The following is a 16,014-nucleotide window of genomic DNA, read 5'->3' as shown; positions in this document are numbered from 1 at the left end:
TACCAGCCTTTACAGCATCAAAGAAATCCTGCAGATCGTACTGGTGATTGGCAACATCTCCCTGCATGCCAATCGTAGCTACGGAGGAAGGACGAACGTGATTAGGATTAGCAGTTGAAGCGTAGTACTGGAAAGGCTGGTGATGCGGGATATAGTCGACCTTCTTGACCTTGGTAACTGTAGAAGTCGTGCTGCGTTTACAGCCCGTAGTCCCGTTTGCGTTTTTGAGATTGAGATTGAAGCCGCCTTCAAAGAAGCCCCAACTTATGCCGGCAGTATTCAATAGATCGCCAATGTTGCGGCCACCGAGCCGTAACAGCTCTCCCGAAGAACAGACATCGCCGAGGGGATCGGCATCTCCGATAACGGTAAGTCCGCCGCTTCCGTCGGAGATTACCGTGCCCTCCGCTGGATTTACATCATCGGTCACACCATTTGTCTGGCCGGAGACGAGGTTCAGAGCTCCTGGAGTTGACGGTCCGAAGGTGGTGCCGTAGGAGTTATCGCTCATTGCATAGTGCTGAGCGTAATTCCAAAGTGCCGTTGCCGTATTGCCATCGTAATAGCCCATGACCAGCCCAGTAGTGGAGGTTGGACTTCCGGCAGTTCCTACCGAGTAAGGGAATAAATCCATCAAGCCATGATTAAAAGCCGCCTGCTCCGGGCCGTAATCGTGATCCTGATCTGCGGTCGCTGCCTGTTTACGATCGAGCCTGAAAGGATTTGTCGCTCCTGAACCGTTTTTAGAATTCAATGCATTGGGATTGTTGGTCAGAAGGTTGCTATACAGGCCATTCACCGACGGAGTGTGCGGTGCAGCAATGAACCGGGGCTCTCCTGCCGGATTTAGTGCATAGGGATAAGTCGCAAAGTAGTGATCGAACGAAACATTTTCCTGAAAGATCACTACTAAATGTTTGATGGGGGTGGCAGTGTTTCCACTGCCGGAATAGCCAGCTGCAAATCCTGGGGTAGGAAGTGTTCCAGCCGCTAACAACATCGCGAGGGACGATGCCACAAACTTTCGCATTGGGAGGACCTCCAAATCCTCGTGTGTAGGGGACACCGCCTGAACTATTAGTCCGGAAGTATTAAGAACTGTTAACGATTTGATAAACAGAAGGCAAAATCTGGTGACTTCGGAGGAAAGGCGTACGCTGCAGTTCCCTACTATCTCAATCGGGCTACAGAGATGCGTACTGGGCGAAGCTTGCCGGGATCGATAATCTCATCGCCTCGCAGATTGTCGATTCCCGCATTCGAAATGAAATAGAACAGATCACCAACAATTGAGCCGGTAGTTGGCAGATCTACCAGAGGGGAACGGTATTCCAGCGTATCGGTTGAGATGACCCGCAAGCCGTCAGACGATAAATGAAACCGGGCAATACGTGGAAGCCCTATTCCGTTCTGGACCGAAACCAGACTTCCCCGATACCAGTACATTCCATCGATTCCGGCAAGCGTATTACCGGAGCCAGGATCTACGTCTTGAGCGGTATTGGACTTCAGGTTCAGCTGGATGACGCCGAAAGCATCAGCCACATAGAGTCTGTTGTGATCTTCCGATAGCGCAATACCATTCGGGTAATAGATGGGCCGCGAAAGCGTCAGCGGAGTGAAGGTGTGATCTATCCGGTCGAAGCGGTAAACCTCATTAGCCAGACTATCGGTAAGAAAGATTTCCCGCCTTCCGCGAAGAACTAAATCATTCAGTAGATGTGGACCACCTTCCGTAACTGGAAACCGCTCCAGCAATACTCCGGAGCCGTCGAAATGGACCAACTCCGAGCGCTGATGATCGGAGGCAGCGGTATTCGCCCAGAGATGATGGTCTGCCGCATCGACTCTCATCCCAAGGACCGGCAGTAGAGGGGAAGAAGAGACCTTATCAAATCGGGAGATTGAGTTCTTCGACTTGATTTGAAGGATTTTCTTGTTGTGAAGGCTTCCCAGGTAAAGAACATGCCGTTTCGGATCGGCAGTCAGCCCCTCTGGAATCAGGTCCTTTTCAGGAATTCCGTAAACCACATGTGCGCGAGAAACGCGTGGATTCCGATAGTGAGCCCGGTCTGCCAAGGCTTGAAAGGCACGATTAGGAGCAAGAGAACTGAATGCGGGATCCTCGGATGGGTCAAAACCTTCATCGAGAGAGAGGCATTGCTTAAGCAGGCGCAGAGACTGATCGAGCCTGCCCAGTTGCGCATAATCCCCGGCCAGCAGGTAGAACGCACCACCGGGATCGCGCAATTTGGGAAGAATTGCTTCTACCCGGTTGATTTCCGCTTGTAGCTCTGCATTCCCGGGTGGAGGCTGGGAGGAAGCTTCCTGCTGGGCCAGGCTCGTCACAAGGCCGAACGGAAACAGCATCAGTGCGCAAAGAAACTTTCCTCCGCCCCTCATCCCAACTTCCTTTCCGAGCCAGGATACAGGAAGCTGGCAATTTCCGACTATTTCCCAGCTAGCGACGCTCGCAAGATTTGTGGAACAAACTCCGAGCCCAGCAAACGACTATTTTGAGTCAGGTAATAGGTCGGGATGGAGGGAAACTTCTCCTGGATAAGCAGAAGCGTCCTGAAATCGAAACTCTGCACCTCGGAACGGTCCTCCATGTGATTTCTCATGATCGCGCCACAAAGTGTCTGAACGAAAATCTCCGGTTCGACAGTATGGTTCTGAAGAAGCTCCGCAGGAATTACCTGTCCCGGTGGAGGAGGAGGCAGTTTTTCCGGCATGATTTTCGTCTCGAGATTAAAGCGAACTTTCTTCGCATTAGCGGCACGAGAAGCGGCAGCAGGATGATCCTTCCCTGCTCCATGTTCATAATAGTCAGCGTAGAAGGCTACGAAGCGATAAAGCTGATCCACGTAGGTGGGGACATAAGGGCTGATCAGCCTCTCCTTCGCAGCAAAGGCGACGGCAACAGGAGAAAGCTCCAGATCGTTCTTTTGATCCGGGCCGAAGTGCAACTTGTCGCAGATAAAGGTCCGTTGAGCCTCCGGCATTGAAATATCCCGAATGTAAGCCCGATTCTCCAAGGAATAGGGTGAACCATCGACTTTACGGCATGACTGCGGATTCAGGAACTGATCGTGCCAGATCAGGGAGACATGATCGGTCGTGACTCCGGTGTCGGTCTCAATCGTATTGATCAGATTGTCCAGTCCCGCTTCAAAGGCAGGAAGCGTATTTTCAGGACGCAGACCGCGGCCACCACGATGCCCGGCAACATCAACTCCTTCAAGATAGCGGAGCGTCTCAGCATCTTTCGTTGCGGCCTTCTCATCTGCAAGAACCTTGCGAAGCAGATCGGGGCGGTCGGAAATGATTCCGTCCACCTTCAACTGAAGTAGCTCCCGCATCTTCTCGGGATCATTTGTCGTCCAGGGGACAACCTTAAATCCTGCCTTATGCAGGCTGGCAATACTCACTTGAGGAGAGGTACCCAGCACGGAGCTGTCCACTGGAGAAAGAACGGGAGTGTTTTTAGCGCCATGCTCTTTCGCATGCAGCTGGGCCTTCTGCATGAGTGTCAGAAACGGATCTTCATTTTGCTGTTGCGCAATAAGGGACATCATAGGCAGCAAACACATTATCCCTAAGCGAAGTACGATACGATTCCACATAAGAGCAGTATCAATACTCCATGCCAGTTTCAGATTTCAGTTCGGTTAAATCTCAAGCCAGAGACGTGTCTTCTACGGGACCAAAATCCAGCAGGCCGCATAAAGAATCAGCAATTAAGGGAAAGCATTCTCCATCGGATCTCGCGTTCACAGAACTTTTCGATAGGCAAAGTCATACTTTCGAGAACTCCTTCTACATAGATGGAAACAAACTATTTCTGGAATACAGGCGGAGTGAGATCCTTTTGGTGCTTGGAAGTTCTCGTGGAGACAGAGGGAATTTAGCCGGAAGATGAAACCTGTTGCTCTGTTCCTTTTGCTCCTGTTCTTAAATATTGCTCACACTGCAGAACCTGCCGCCGGAACACCAAGTCCGAAGACGATCACCGTCCGTGTCCTAACCTATGACGGAGTCCGTAAAGCGACAATTACGCCGATGGGGACGGGAAATTGGAGACGTACTTGTGCCTCATGCTCTCCTGAATCCGTCTCCAGTCCATTCCGTGTGGAAGTGAGTGGCGGACAGCTTCGATTGGAACATGCAGCGACGACCAAGCAACTGGAATTGCACGGCAGCTTCCGGCTTAAGCCCGACTCTGTCGAATACGCACCGACCACAATAGGCAATTGGAGAATTCGATCGACGGGCAGCAGCATGCAGGTTCTGCTGACTGTCCCACTTGAGCGTTATGTGATGGCTGTACTGAGTGGCGAAGCAGCACCGGATGAGCCCTATGAATCACTAAAAGCCATGGCTGTCGCTATCCGTACCTTTGCACTCGTGAATATCCGACGCCATGCCACTGAAGGTTTCAGCCTCTGCGATACCACGCATTGTCAGGTATCGCGCTTCATCAAATTTCGACCTGAGGTTGAGCGAGCCGTTCAGGAAACCAGTGGCGAAACTCTCTGGGCAAATAGCCAACTGGCGGAAGTCACTTTTACCGGACACTGCGGAGGCGTGACCGAAGACGCCAACAACGTCTGGAATAGCTCTCATCACTTTTCCTATCTGGTATCTCATGCGGATGCCTACTGTATCCGCAGATCCACCGCAGAGTGGCATTCGCAAATGACTTTGCAGCAGCTTGCCTCTGTTGGAAAGCGTGAAGGATGGCATCTTCCTGCTCACATCAGTGCTATCGAGGTCACCAGGCGCTCGCCTACAGGACGAGCCATGACGGTTCTGTTTCGTGGCGAAGACGACACGCATACCTCCTTACAGGCTGTTGCCTTCCGCTATGCGGTGGACCGAGCTTTAGGTCTCTATCAAATTCGTAGTGACTGGTACACCCTTACCTTGGAGGATGGAGTCATTTCTTTCGTAGGAAAGGGTTATGGTCACGGCGTAGGACTCTGCCAGGCCGGATCCTTTCAGATGGCTGTAGAGGGGCGAAGCTATAAAGACATTCTTAGCTTCTACTTCCCCACTACCGAGATCCATTCGGGACCGAGGGGCTCATCGAGTACAGAATTCGACGATATTGTCGAACCTATGCCGACAGCTCCCAGCACACCAAAATCGACCATCGTCGGAGATGATGGGGTCTGGCAGAAGGCCAAGACTCTCTTTCCTGCAGACGTAGCTAGTCGGCCTACAATCCATATCGCTGCAACTGGAGACGATTTTCAGGAAGCAACCGGAGAAGCCCCCTGGAGCCCCGGATTCACTCGGGGAAAGGACATATATCTTCAGGTCTCCTCGGCCTACCCGGATGCGAGCACCAGAGAGGATATCTTGCTCCGCCAATACATCCTCTCGCTTATCGACCAGAATGCCACAGCCAAAACTCAGCCATGGCTGCGGATTGGCCTGGCTGAGGCTCTAGCTGGTCCGACTCAGCGGACAGATGTCTCAGGGCTCACCCCAGTGGAATTGGACGCCATGCTCGCACATCCCTCCGACCGTGGGGCGTGGGAAAAAGCGCATGCAACTTCGGGAATCTTTGTTCAGGGGTTGATAAAGAAATACGGTCAAGCAAAGCTCAGGGGATGGCTGAAGACGGGAACACCCGCATCCATCAACGATTTCTTTTTCTCCTCATCGGAAAAGATCTCAAACATGAAGTTCTCTACGAGAGAGGCAAAACCGGCTACAACCGATGCGCCTCGGAGCACCAAATCTACTACCAGCAAGAAGACTGCCTCCGCGGAAACAAAGCCGTCCAAGGAAGCTTCGACCAAGCCCTCCAAAGACGATGAACGTCCGACCAAGACAAAGGAGAAATCTGACTCCAAGTCTGGCAAAGATTCAAAATCATCGCCCAAGGAATCGAAGACCGCCAAACAACAAGCTGACGATAAAAAAGACGACAAGAAAGCAGGGCCGACTTCCTCGAAAAAGTCAAAGAGCTCGTCATCTAGGACACCGAAGGAAGACAAAGAGCCAAAGGCCGCTGCTGAAAGCAAAAGTAAAAAAGAGACAAAGAGCGAAGATAAGGATACAAAGAATTCCAAACACAGCAAGAGCGTAAAGAACAAGAAATCTTCGAAGGATAAGGATAAAGATTAGTTCTGCTGCATCCCTTTGCGTCCACTGGCAACAACTCAGGCCAGCCATTCTGAAAGATACCGAATAGCTGCTGTTCCCCTCACAGACATGAGGCTGCGCCACACATAACTGCGATAGACTCTGTAGAAGCAATGAAGACCTCAGTAGAGATCGCAAAATTCGCAGTAAGAGTCATCTGCATTTTGCTCTGCGTCTTTGCAGGAAATACTCTACGCGCGGAGGCTATTTCTTCACAGCAAAGTGCAAAGATACTCCATAGAACATTACAAGAAACATCTGCGGTTGCTGTTGTTATCGATGTTTCCACCGGACATCTGATTGCAGCAGAAAAATCCGATCAGGCAGCCAGAATGCGAAGCCTGCCGGGTTCGGTCCTAAAGCCTTTCTTTCTTGCCGAAGCTCTACAGCACAGCAAGATCAATCCCCAATCCACATTTTTCTGCCGCCGCAATCTGCACATTGCCGGACGCAGCTATCCTTGCAGTCATCCACAGACAGGCATGGCCTTTAACGCGGAAGAAGCCCTTGCCTACTCCTGCAATTCTTACTTTGCGGATTTGGCCAATCGTTTCTCTCCTGATCAAATACACGAAACTGTAACGGCCTATGGGCTTGATAGCTCCCCACATCTCTTTCCTTCGGAAACCGCACCTGTAATAAGGATTCCTTCAACACCGGAAGAGAAACAGCTCTTCATCCTTGGCCTGCAAGGAATCAGAATAAGCCCGGCTCAACTGGCCATGGCTTATCGCAAATTAGCCGTCAAAATAAACGAAGGTTCCTCAGGCTTTCAAAGCGTGGCAAGGGGCATGCAGGACTCAGTCCGCTATGGAATGGCACACAATGCCGAGGTTCCGGGCCTTGTCTTGTTCGGAAAAACAGGCACTGCAAATGACATTCCGCAAGCTCCATCGCATGGCTGGTTTGCCGGAATCGTGCAGCTGCAAAATTCGCAATTCGTAATCGTGCTATATCTTCCCCGTGGAAACGGAGGCGATGCGGCACACCTTGCGCAACAATATCTGAAGGCAATACAGAAGGCCTCCGCACGATGAGACGTATCCTTATCTTTTTCGTCTTGGGACTATTTGCGTTGAGCCTTTCCCCTGCTGCGCAGCAGAATTCTATCGGCCCGCGGCAGTTAACCATCCACGTTCTATCGACACAGAGCTTTAGCAAATTGGTAGTTACTCCTGTGGGCGGGGGTAACTGGATGCGCAGTTGTAGCAATTCCAAAGAACAACTCGTCTCATCTCAATTCCAACTCGAACTGCTACGCGGGCAGCTCTTCTATGGTCATGGCTCCTCTACCAGAGAGCTAGAACTCAGGGGGAGTTTTCGTTTAGTGCCTGAGGGTGCAGCTAATACCGTTTCCACGGCAGGAGTCTGGAGGATTTCGCCAAAGGGAGCGGAGTTGCAGGTACTGCTGACAATCCCAAGCGAACGTTACATCATGGCGGCACTCAGCGCAGAGACCGCAGCAGATGAGCCGATTGAATCTCTTAAAGCGATGGCCGTTACCATGCGAACGTTTGCGATAGCGAATGCAAACCGACACACCAAGGAGGGTTTCGGGCTCTGCGATAGTACGCATTGCCAGGCCTCTCGTTATGGAAAAATCCGCACTGAAATCGATAGAGCCGTACGGGAGACAGCAGGCGAAATGCTATGGTTTGGCCCTGGGCTAGCCAAAATCAACTTCACCCAGCATTGTGGAGGAATGAGCGAAAGCGCCGAAAGTATGTGGACGGGCGGCGACCGCCTGCCCTACCTGCGCGTCCATCCAGATCCCTACTGCTTGCGGAGAGGTTCCTCCGAATGGCATTCACAGATTCCGATAGACCAGATCGCCGCGATAATTAAGCAAGAAGGCTGGAGTGTCCCTTCACGCATTGAAAGCATACAAGTGACAAAGCGAAGCTCTAGCGGACGCGTTTTACAGCTTAAGCTTACAGGACCGGGAACGTCTACCGCAGTTACGGCATCCAGCTTCCGTTTCGCAATCAACAGAGCTCTCGGATGGAACCAGATTCGCAGTGACTGGTACACCGTGGCCTTGGGCAGCGGTGTGCTACGCTTCGACGGAAAAGGTTATGGGCACGGAGTCGGACTTTGCCAGACAGGTGCCTATCAGATGGCTGTCGAAGGAAAGAGATACCGCGATATCCTCAGCTTCTATTTCCCAGGAGCCGAAGTTCACATCACTCCCAAAGACAGCGGTTGGAAAACCATCCAGGGATTCGGCTGGACGCTCATAACAACAGAAGGGTCGTCAGAAGAAATCAGCCAAGGAAATGCAGCCTGGGAAAAGGCTCAAACGCTCTTTCCGCCTAAGAATCAGGTGCATCCTGTCGTATATTCAATGCCTACGACAGAGCTCTTCCGACAGACCACGGACGAGCCGGGATGGGTATTGGCCTCTACCCGTGGAACGGATATCTACCTCCAACCTACGATCGTCTTCCGGAAGAATGTATCGAGAGAGAGCACGCTTGTTCACGAGTTTCTGCATGCTCTCGTAGAACAAGAATCAGCACCACAGATACCTCTGTGGCTACGCGAAGGACTTGTCGAAGCTCTCGCAGATGCTCCTCCCCAGACAAATAAACCTGCTCTCAAGCTGAATAATATAGAAGGAATGCTTTTACATCCTACGGACGCAGTCTCTTCGAGACTAGCCCATGTTGCTGCAGGAAGTTTTGTATCGGGTTTGATTCGCCGATACGGAACAGGAACGGTACGGAGTTGGTTGCACTCAGGAGTGCCAACCGAAATCGGTAAATATTGAACAAGACCAACCCTGAAAGTCGGTCGTCGATATCACCTATCGGCTTATGTACGCCACCGTTCTCCACACGCGAGACATTGAGCCTTGTGAACACAGATCATTTCTCCACATTTATCGCAAAGCCAGTTCTCATTTTCGCTTCTTACAAATCTGCGTATACCGTGTTTTTGAATCTCCGCCAGATTCCCAAACAGGCTTACGCCGTATTTTCTTGTATAGCGCTTCTCCATGCTCTTCATTCGCTCGCAGGGATACACCTTACAGCTGAAGCAATATTGCAAGCCAGCTTCCTTCAACTGCTTACAATTCTTAATTGAACAAGATGTACAGCCTTTCATCTTGAGGCTATCGTCACCCCGGCAGCCAGGGCACGGGTTCTTTTCTCTGGCATATCTTTGACAGAGACGGCAATTCAGCCCGCATGGAGCTATCAAGTTGAGTGCCGTCTTTGCCGGTTTCTTCGTGCACATAGTTCTTACCCCACACGAAACGTCCAATCTCACGTAGCAGACCTGTGCCTACGGCTTCAACTCAGCTGCCGTTTCCGGCTCTGCCATACAGCTGCATACCAACGCCAGAACGAAGCAACATAGCAAAATATCAATCGTGTAGGCCAAGCCCAGTCGGAGCACAACACTCACGATTTCAGAGGTCACCCCTTTGCCTGGGAGCCATCCAATCAGCAGATTCGTGCTATAAAGACCAACGATGGAGGCAACCAACATCGTGATCCAATAAGGCCACTGCTTATAGGAACGAAAGACTCTTTTTGTCAGCCCGGCCCTCGATCCCACGCCCCCGAGTTCTATCGCCCATGGCAGCAGCAGCGTACTCAACAGCCACAGCAGCAAATCGTAAAAACGATCCTGCAGCATTATCAGCCGCGGGTAACTGAAGAGGACTCTCATATACGGTGAGAGCTTTGAATTCCAGAACCCTGCATACAACGCCTCATGATCTCTGCCGTGATCGATGATCCCCCGCAGCAGAAACCACAAGGCAAGAAAGAATAATACCCATAGTGCCCTTAGCCATAGTTGCGATGCATCCTTAGGCTTACGTAGCCAGCGAAAGCTCTCTGCAGCGAAGGACAAAAAGGAACAAACTACCGCCAGGGCAAAGACAATAGCCAGAACAAATTGCCAGATATGAGAATCAGGAATCTGCAGCCATGCCATGGACAACAACGTAAGGACAAGAATGCAGATCCACTGCAAGGAGATAAATTTCAAACCGAGGCCGGAAAGCGCGTCGCGGAATACATTTGTTTTCGTGCTTGTCATCTACTTGGCCTCCGCATGAGAATCGTCAACTTGCAGATGCAGCAAGTCACTTGTTGCCTGAATACCGGGTTGATACATCGGCTCCACATGTGCCGGGCTTATCGTAAAGCTACCCGGATTTACAACCTTAAGCAGATAGAAAGATTCATGCCTGCCGTCGAAATCCGTCGAAAAGATCGCCGCACGATCATCGTGGAATTCACGACGCGTATACCAGTAGTCCCAACCTCCCGGTTTATCGAGGATCTTGTAACTGTCCTCATGCTGAATGAATTCTGTTCCGGCAGGAATTGGATCTTCTACCAGGAGATATTTCGCAGCACTTCCATTTACGGCGAGATGGACGGCCAGAACATCACCAACGGCAACCGAACCGCGAAGAGGCTCAAGACGATAGACAATCTGTCCATCTTTTTGCGTGGGTACAAGTTTGAAATAATCTCTGGCCAGGTTCAATGACAGTTTCCCTTGCTGATAAAGCTTCTTGTCAGTTGAATAGTACGTTCCCTGCACAGACCAGTAGGCCCTGCCGGAACCACGCTTCCCAATCTGCACAGTGTTTCCCTGTGGCTGGAGCTTATTGGCTGGAATCTCCAACTGCATTCCCATTCCGGTGGCAACATCGTCTAAAGTAAAGTGTCTGCTGGCTACTTGAGTCCCATTCACCAATACCTCAACATTGAAATCGCCATTCAGTTCATGGGTGTTGGCAAGATAATCTGCCAGACCAAAGATGACCATCGCCGACTGCTCCGTCGAATACCACCAGAAGCCCTCATGACGATTAGCAATCAACCATTGTGCCGCGCCATCGAGCAACGGGCTCTTAGGATTGGCATGGGTTAAGAACTTCAGCGCGAAAGCGGTACTCTCTGCATCGTTGTTGTAATAAAGATCCAGCAAGGAATTGAAGTTCGATGGCCAATAGGCTAGCGACCCGGAGCGAGTTGCCTTGCTCTCGAGGAGTTTGGCTATCTCGGAGGATCGATCATTTGACAGCGGCAGCATTACCATCCCAGCCATCGCCAGTCCTTCGGAAGAAAGGTCGTTTCGACGATTCCACAGCTTGTCGTACTCCTCATTTAGCCCGCTCGACCCCGCTTCCGAGAGAGCATAGACCACATAAGCACGAAGGTCGGGAATCATTCGGGGATGCTGTTTCAACTGCTTCTCCAGATACTCCCTACCCTGGCTCAGGCTATAGCCCACCTTTGTGTAACCGGCAGCCCTGGCCCGCGCCAAGCCAGATACGACATAAGCAGTCATGAAGACACGGCTTTCGTCTTCCTTCCACCAGCCCCAGCCGCCATCTTCATGTTGAAAGTCGCGTAACCGATCAATACCGGCATCGATCTTGGCATTCAGATCAGCCTTGCTTATCTGATTCGAGACATTCAGTTTCTTCAACGTCTCCGCAACAACGATATTCGGCAGGAAGCTCGACATCGTCTGCTCGGTGCAGCCGTAGGGATAGCTGGTAAGCTGTCCGAGCGCTGAGAACAAACTACCGGCAATCGATGGACTCACTTCTATATGCAGGCTATGTGCAGCTGTATCGGTATTGCCTGGGAAATTGACTGGAGTATTGCTCTGTCCACTGGGTTCACCGATTACACCTGAAGCTTGAATTCTACGAGGAACGCCAGAAGGTTCGACCGCAAAGCTAATCTCCAGGGCATCGGATTCCTCATTTGTCAGTGCCTTCGCTAGCAAACGCGCGGTACCCATCTGAGAAGCACGTACCCGCCAATACAGTGTTCCATCCGACCGACTGGGGACCGTGATCTGACGAGGTGTTCCGGCAATGGTATCCAGGCCGCTGATCTCCAGCGAGAGCTGCACCTGCTTTTCATGCTCAAGATAGTTGTGGACAATCACTGGAATCGTGAGCTCATCCCCCTTTCGCATAAAACGAGGTGTGCCCATGCGAACAATAAGGTTCTTGCGAACAATTACCTTGTTAATCGCTGCTCCTGCCTTAGAATCCGCCGTGACAGCGCGAACAGTTGTGCGCCAGGTTGTAAGCGAATCAGGGAAGGTCAGCGTTACCCGAGCATGCCCTTCAGCATCGGTGTGCACGGAAGGACTCCAGTAAGCCGTATCCGGAAATGCCTTGCGAACCTTTGGTTGAACAACATCGTTTCCTGGCTTTACCTGCGCCAGCTGAGGGCGGTAACGAGAACCTCGCATGGCCAACAGCGGAGACCTGGTTCCCGCCTGTCCGCTGAAGAAATAGGCTAACGAAGTGTCGAACGCAGCATAGAGATAGCGTTCAGGGTACAACCGACGAAGAATATTGCCACTGTTGTCGGGATAGATCGAGTACAAGGCTTCATCGACTACACCAAAGCTGAGATCGGCGCTGACCGGGTGATTAGCGGCATCCTTGGTATAAACGTCGTAGACGGCAGACTGCTGCGGTTGAAAGACCTGACTGACCGGAGCAATCTCAACTTGTAACTGTTGCTGTGCGGGAGGAACCTTGAGCTGCTTTGTGGCCGTGTAAAGCTGGTTGTTTTTGAGGAAGACAACCCCGATTTGGAGATTCGGCTGAGAATCCGCAGTAATCGGCAGATCGAAGGAGAGCGTCTTCCCTTCACTCGCCAACACCTTCTTGAATTCAATCGAATAGCCGGAAGCAACAACCAAGGCATGGAAATTCTCGACATCGGAAAGGATGCTGAGATGTGCCGTATCACCGGGAGCATAGCTCTTCTTATCAGCAACGATCTGTACGGTATTCGAGCCGTCGCCCCAATCCGTGTCGCCACTGCCCATCGCATACAGCCATGTTGAATCTTCTACGACACGCTTCTCTGGAGTGGTTGCTGTAGCTTCAACCTCCAGGCTGCCGCCTTTTTGAATCGGGAAAGTGGCATCGGCTTTGCCATTGGAGTCGGTATCAACATCCGTCCCTCCAAGCGGTGTTGTCTTGGTGCTGCCATTCTCCCAATGACGCGAGACTAGTTCAAGATGTACCCGGGTCTTGACCGGCTTGTTATCGTAATCCGTAGCTGTAACGTGGAAGGTACCTGTCTCTCCAACACGGAAAGAGTAGCGTGCCGGTTCCACATGAATGCGGAAACTTCCATAAGTCGCAAGGAACCAGCCTCGGCCCGTAATCTCACGATTTGCTTCGTCCGTTACTCCGGCTTCGACGGTGTAGTCCTGATCGTAGTGATGCTTTCCGCTGGAATCGGTTTTGGTCGGAACGGTGATGACCAGTTTCCCATTGGCATCGAGCTTCCCTGTCTTCTCGGACTCCTGTTCGGAGTCATAGCCCAGGGAACTCTCCCCTGAATCTTCTCCTTCACCGCCGTTCGCCGAAGGCTGGTCCTCATCCTGATCCTCCCCCCACCAGTAATGGCGTGAGTGATAGACCCGATACTTGACCGTAGCATTAGGAACCGGCTCTCCGAAAAAGTAGCGGGAGTCGATAACAACCTGCATACCTTCTCCCTGAAGAACACGCGGTTTCACCGGGGAGACCTTCACCTGGTACTCGGGCTTGCGATACTCCTGAACTTGGAAGCTGCCCGAAGCTGCCGAGCTATCGTTTCCATCGTCCAGGCGGATCGTGTAGTACCCCAATCCGGCAGAAGCCGGTAAGGTAACGTCTCCGGTAACACTTCCTGTACCGTTGATGGGAAGATGCTGATCGAAGATGTTGTGATCCTGCTCATCCAAGATCACGACATGAATAGAAGATATTTTTGGAAGCTCCAGATGATTTTCGACACGCTGCCTGAGGATGGCCTTCCAATGAACCGTGTGCCCGGGACGATAAACCGGGCGATCGGTATAAACAAAAGATGACCAGCGCTCGACCCCTGAAGACGAAAAGGCATATCCCTGCGGGGTGACAATAGCAACCTCTTTGCCCGAGGTAGCCAGAATCCAGAGGTCGTCCCTTTCTTGCTGGCTTGCCTTTCCTCTCAGTTCAGCAACGCCTTGATCGTCTGTCTCTTTACTATCCTGCTTATCCTTGCCAAGCGCCAGCTTGACCTGAACGTGAGGAATTGGAGCTCCGCTTTCGCGATCGACGGTATAGGCCAGCACGGAACCGGGAGCTGTACGTGTGACCAGGGCCATTTGGCTCACGACGAGAATCGTATAGGCCTTGTAATGGCCATCCGTAGCCTCTATCAAATACAGACCTGAAGGAAGCGGATCAATCGGGAGATCCTGGGAGTCGGAAATATAAGTTGGAGGCATCTCCTGCCGCCAACGGGCAACCAGCTTCCGATCATTCAACAGCGGAATCTGCGCGAATTTGGCAACGCCGACGATACGGCTGCGTTTGGCAAGACTGGCTTGCTTTCTGCGAAAGGTATTTCGGCTCTCCATGGAGAATTGACGGCGGAAGAACTGGCGAATGCGGAACCAAAGATGGTGCTTCCAATCGTGAAAGCGTTCGAGCCATGTCCGTTCGTCAACCTGTTCCTTCGGCCCCCAAGGAGAATCGTTCCCGAAGCTATGCAGGTCTTTCAGATTGGAGAGAAACTTCTCCGGATCTTCGATGCGATAGATTCGAAACTCTAGCTCATCAACATTCCGCGCGTATAGATGGATTGTCGGCTTCTCCTTCGGAGAGAAGCTTTGGCTGGTACTGAGGGTGAAGGAAACAGCTCCCTCGGCGAACAATCTCTGCGACGTAAGAAGAACAACACCGAGTACTGCAAACGTAATAACAGCTCTGGCTATCCTTGAAACCATCATTCTCCTTCGCGCAAAATATTCCAGCGATATACCCCAAGAAAATTCGAATTTCCCGGAACCGGCCGCCAACGCACGTCCGGATGCCGCAGAAGATCTTCCATTGCGACTCGCCGCATTTCGCCCTTCGCGTGACCGATCGGCCCGGTGTGATAAATCACCCAGTCCGCTCTGTCTCCAGAAACGATCATCGAATGATACGGCGAGTTCTGCTCTAATTGGCGATAAAAAAGCAAATCTCCTCTCATTGCCGATTTAACATTTCGACCAACGAAATGAGTATTGAACTCCATGAGGCTGCGCGCATCGGCGAATTGAGCGAAATTGCCATTACTCAAATCAGTAACAGTAAAGGGTCCGGATTTCACCCGGAATAAAGATGCTCCAAGTGGCGTTTGTGGATACTGATATTGCCCGACGGAAGGAGGAGGAGCCATTCCTTCCGAAAGGTGAGCAATCAGCCAGGGCTCATCATGGGCGTGAAGAGCCTCCCGATAGGAATATCGAAGCAAAGCGGCACAGTCACCGATTTCGGCAGGGAGTCTCTCCTTGGGCTGCTCAGCTTGAATCTCCGCAAGCAGAGTAAACCAGCGACGAAAGGCCTGCCGGTCCTGTGCCGAATGCAGACGAAGGAAGTCAGGGGTTCCGTCTCCAAAGCTGTCTGCAGGATACAAAATGAAAGCCAGGGGAATTCGAAGATGATTCCTGTGCCAGAAGAGATCCAGCTGGGTTTGCATGGGAGTCACAGGAGCGAAAAGATACCCCTCGACAGTGTGACTATCCAATTGTTGCCACTGTACGATCGGTCCGTGACTACGAAGATCGCCTGCCGCTACTGAACCGAAACCAGAAAGATGAATCCGCACAGTATCATGTTTGTGGCCATCTGCCGGGAATTGAGTCCTGACTTCTTCAATAGAGATCCGGCTCACCGAGCGCTCCCGCAAAAAAACAGCAGCTATGATAACCAGAATAATGAGCGAAAAAAAAGCGGCAAAGTGTTTTGGCTTGCGGGTAAAGAAGTTCTTGCTTGATAGTGTCGGCATTCGAAGGTCAAACCGAAGAAGACGCGATTATGACACCAAACTC

The 16,014-nt window shown here is 51.6% G+C and carries 10 protein-coding genes (1 of these 10 cut by a window edge); 3 read left to right on the top strand and 7 right to left on the bottom strand.

Annotated elements, in window-relative coordinates; genetic code table 11:
• From AC6I7T_RS02305 to AC6I7T_RS02295, 3 genes are all read right to left on the bottom strand, one after another.
• A protein-coding gene (locus AC6I7T_RS02305) for a phospholipase C (protein WP_497791673.1) crosses the window boundary here: on the bottom strand, nucleotides 1-1,030 show its 5' portion. It extends 599 nt beyond the left edge of the window; 1,030 of the gene's 1,629 nt are visible here — the first part of the coding sequence; it begins with the start codon at nucleotides 1,028-1,030; its stop codon lies beyond the left edge, outside the window.
• Nucleotides 1,031-1,170: 140 nt separating this feature from the next.
• Nucleotides 1,171-2,403 carry an SMP-30/gluconolactonase/LRE family protein gene (locus tag AC6I7T_RS02300; protein ID WP_497791671.1) on the bottom strand — a complete coding sequence of 411 codons (1,233 nt, stop codon included), beginning with the start codon at nucleotides 2,401-2,403 and terminating at the stop codon, nucleotides 1,171-1,173.
• 47 nt (nucleotides 2,404-2,450) lie between these two features.
• Nucleotides 2,451-3,578: a glycerophosphodiester phosphodiesterase family protein gene (locus AC6I7T_RS02295; RefSeq protein ID WP_497791670.1), complete on the bottom strand. Its 1,128-nt coding sequence runs from the start codon at nucleotides 3,576-3,578 to the stop codon at nucleotides 2,451-2,453.
• A gap of 340 nt (nucleotides 3,579-3,918) precedes the next feature.
• Between AC6I7T_RS02295 and AC6I7T_RS02290 the strand changes: the two genes are divergently transcribed.
• The 3 genes from AC6I7T_RS02290 (at nucleotide 3,919) to AC6I7T_RS02280 (ending at nucleotide 8,926) form a co-directional block, all read left to right on the top strand.
• Nucleotides 3,919-6,138: a SpoIID/LytB domain-containing protein gene (locus AC6I7T_RS02290; protein WP_497791668.1), complete on the top strand. Its 2,220-nt coding sequence runs from the start codon at nucleotides 3,919-3,921 to the stop codon at nucleotides 6,136-6,138.
• Between the two features lie 131 nt (nucleotides 6,139-6,269).
• Nucleotides 6,270-7,193, top strand: coding sequence for a penicillin-binding transpeptidase domain-containing protein (locus AC6I7T_RS02285; RefSeq protein WP_497791667.1), 924 nt, complete (start codon nucleotides 6,270-6,272; stop codon nucleotides 7,191-7,193).
• Nucleotides 7,190-8,926, top strand: a complete 1,737-nt coding sequence (locus tag AC6I7T_RS02280) for a SpoIID/LytB domain-containing protein (RefSeq protein WP_497791666.1) — start codon at nucleotides 7,190-7,192, stop codon at nucleotides 8,924-8,926. Before AC6I7T_RS02285 ends, AC6I7T_RS02280 begins: the two co-directional genes overlap by 4 nt.
• Before the next feature lie 44 nt (nucleotides 8,927-8,970).
• Here the strand turns inward: AC6I7T_RS02280 and AC6I7T_RS02275 are convergent, their stop codons facing one another.
• The 4 genes from AC6I7T_RS02275 to AC6I7T_RS02260 are packed head-to-tail and all read right to left on the bottom strand — an operon-like array spanning nucleotide 8,971 to nucleotide 15,857.
• Entirely contained in the window at nucleotides 8,971-9,396 is a 426-nt protein-coding gene (locus tag AC6I7T_RS02275; RefSeq protein ID WP_497791665.1) for a DUF3795 domain-containing protein, read from the bottom strand.
• A gap of 48 nt (nucleotides 9,397-9,444) precedes the next feature.
• The gene (locus AC6I7T_RS02270; protein WP_497791664.1) at nucleotides 9,445-10,209 is read right to left on the bottom strand and encodes a hypothetical protein; all 765 of its coding nucleotides are present in this window, start codon (nucleotides 10,207-10,209) and stop codon (nucleotides 9,445-9,447) included.
• Complete coding sequence (locus tag AC6I7T_RS02265) at nucleotides 10,210-14,928, bottom strand: alpha-2-macroglobulin family protein (protein WP_497791663.1); 4,719 nt, start codon at nucleotides 14,926-14,928, stop codon at nucleotides 10,210-10,212. It lies immediately after the preceding gene.
• Complete coding sequence (locus AC6I7T_RS02260) at nucleotides 14,925-15,857, bottom strand: DUF1175 domain-containing protein (protein WP_497791662.1); 933 nt, start codon at nucleotides 15,855-15,857, stop codon at nucleotides 14,925-14,927. The genes AC6I7T_RS02265 and AC6I7T_RS02260 overlap by 4 nt, the downstream gene beginning before the upstream one ends.
• Between the last annotated feature and the right edge of the window lie 157 nt (nucleotides 15,858-16,014).

It is taken from the genome of Humiphilus diazotrophicus (assembly GCF_059726315.1).
Note: the sequence above shows the minus strand (reverse complement) of the source record. Positions and strands in the feature narration are given on the sequence as shown.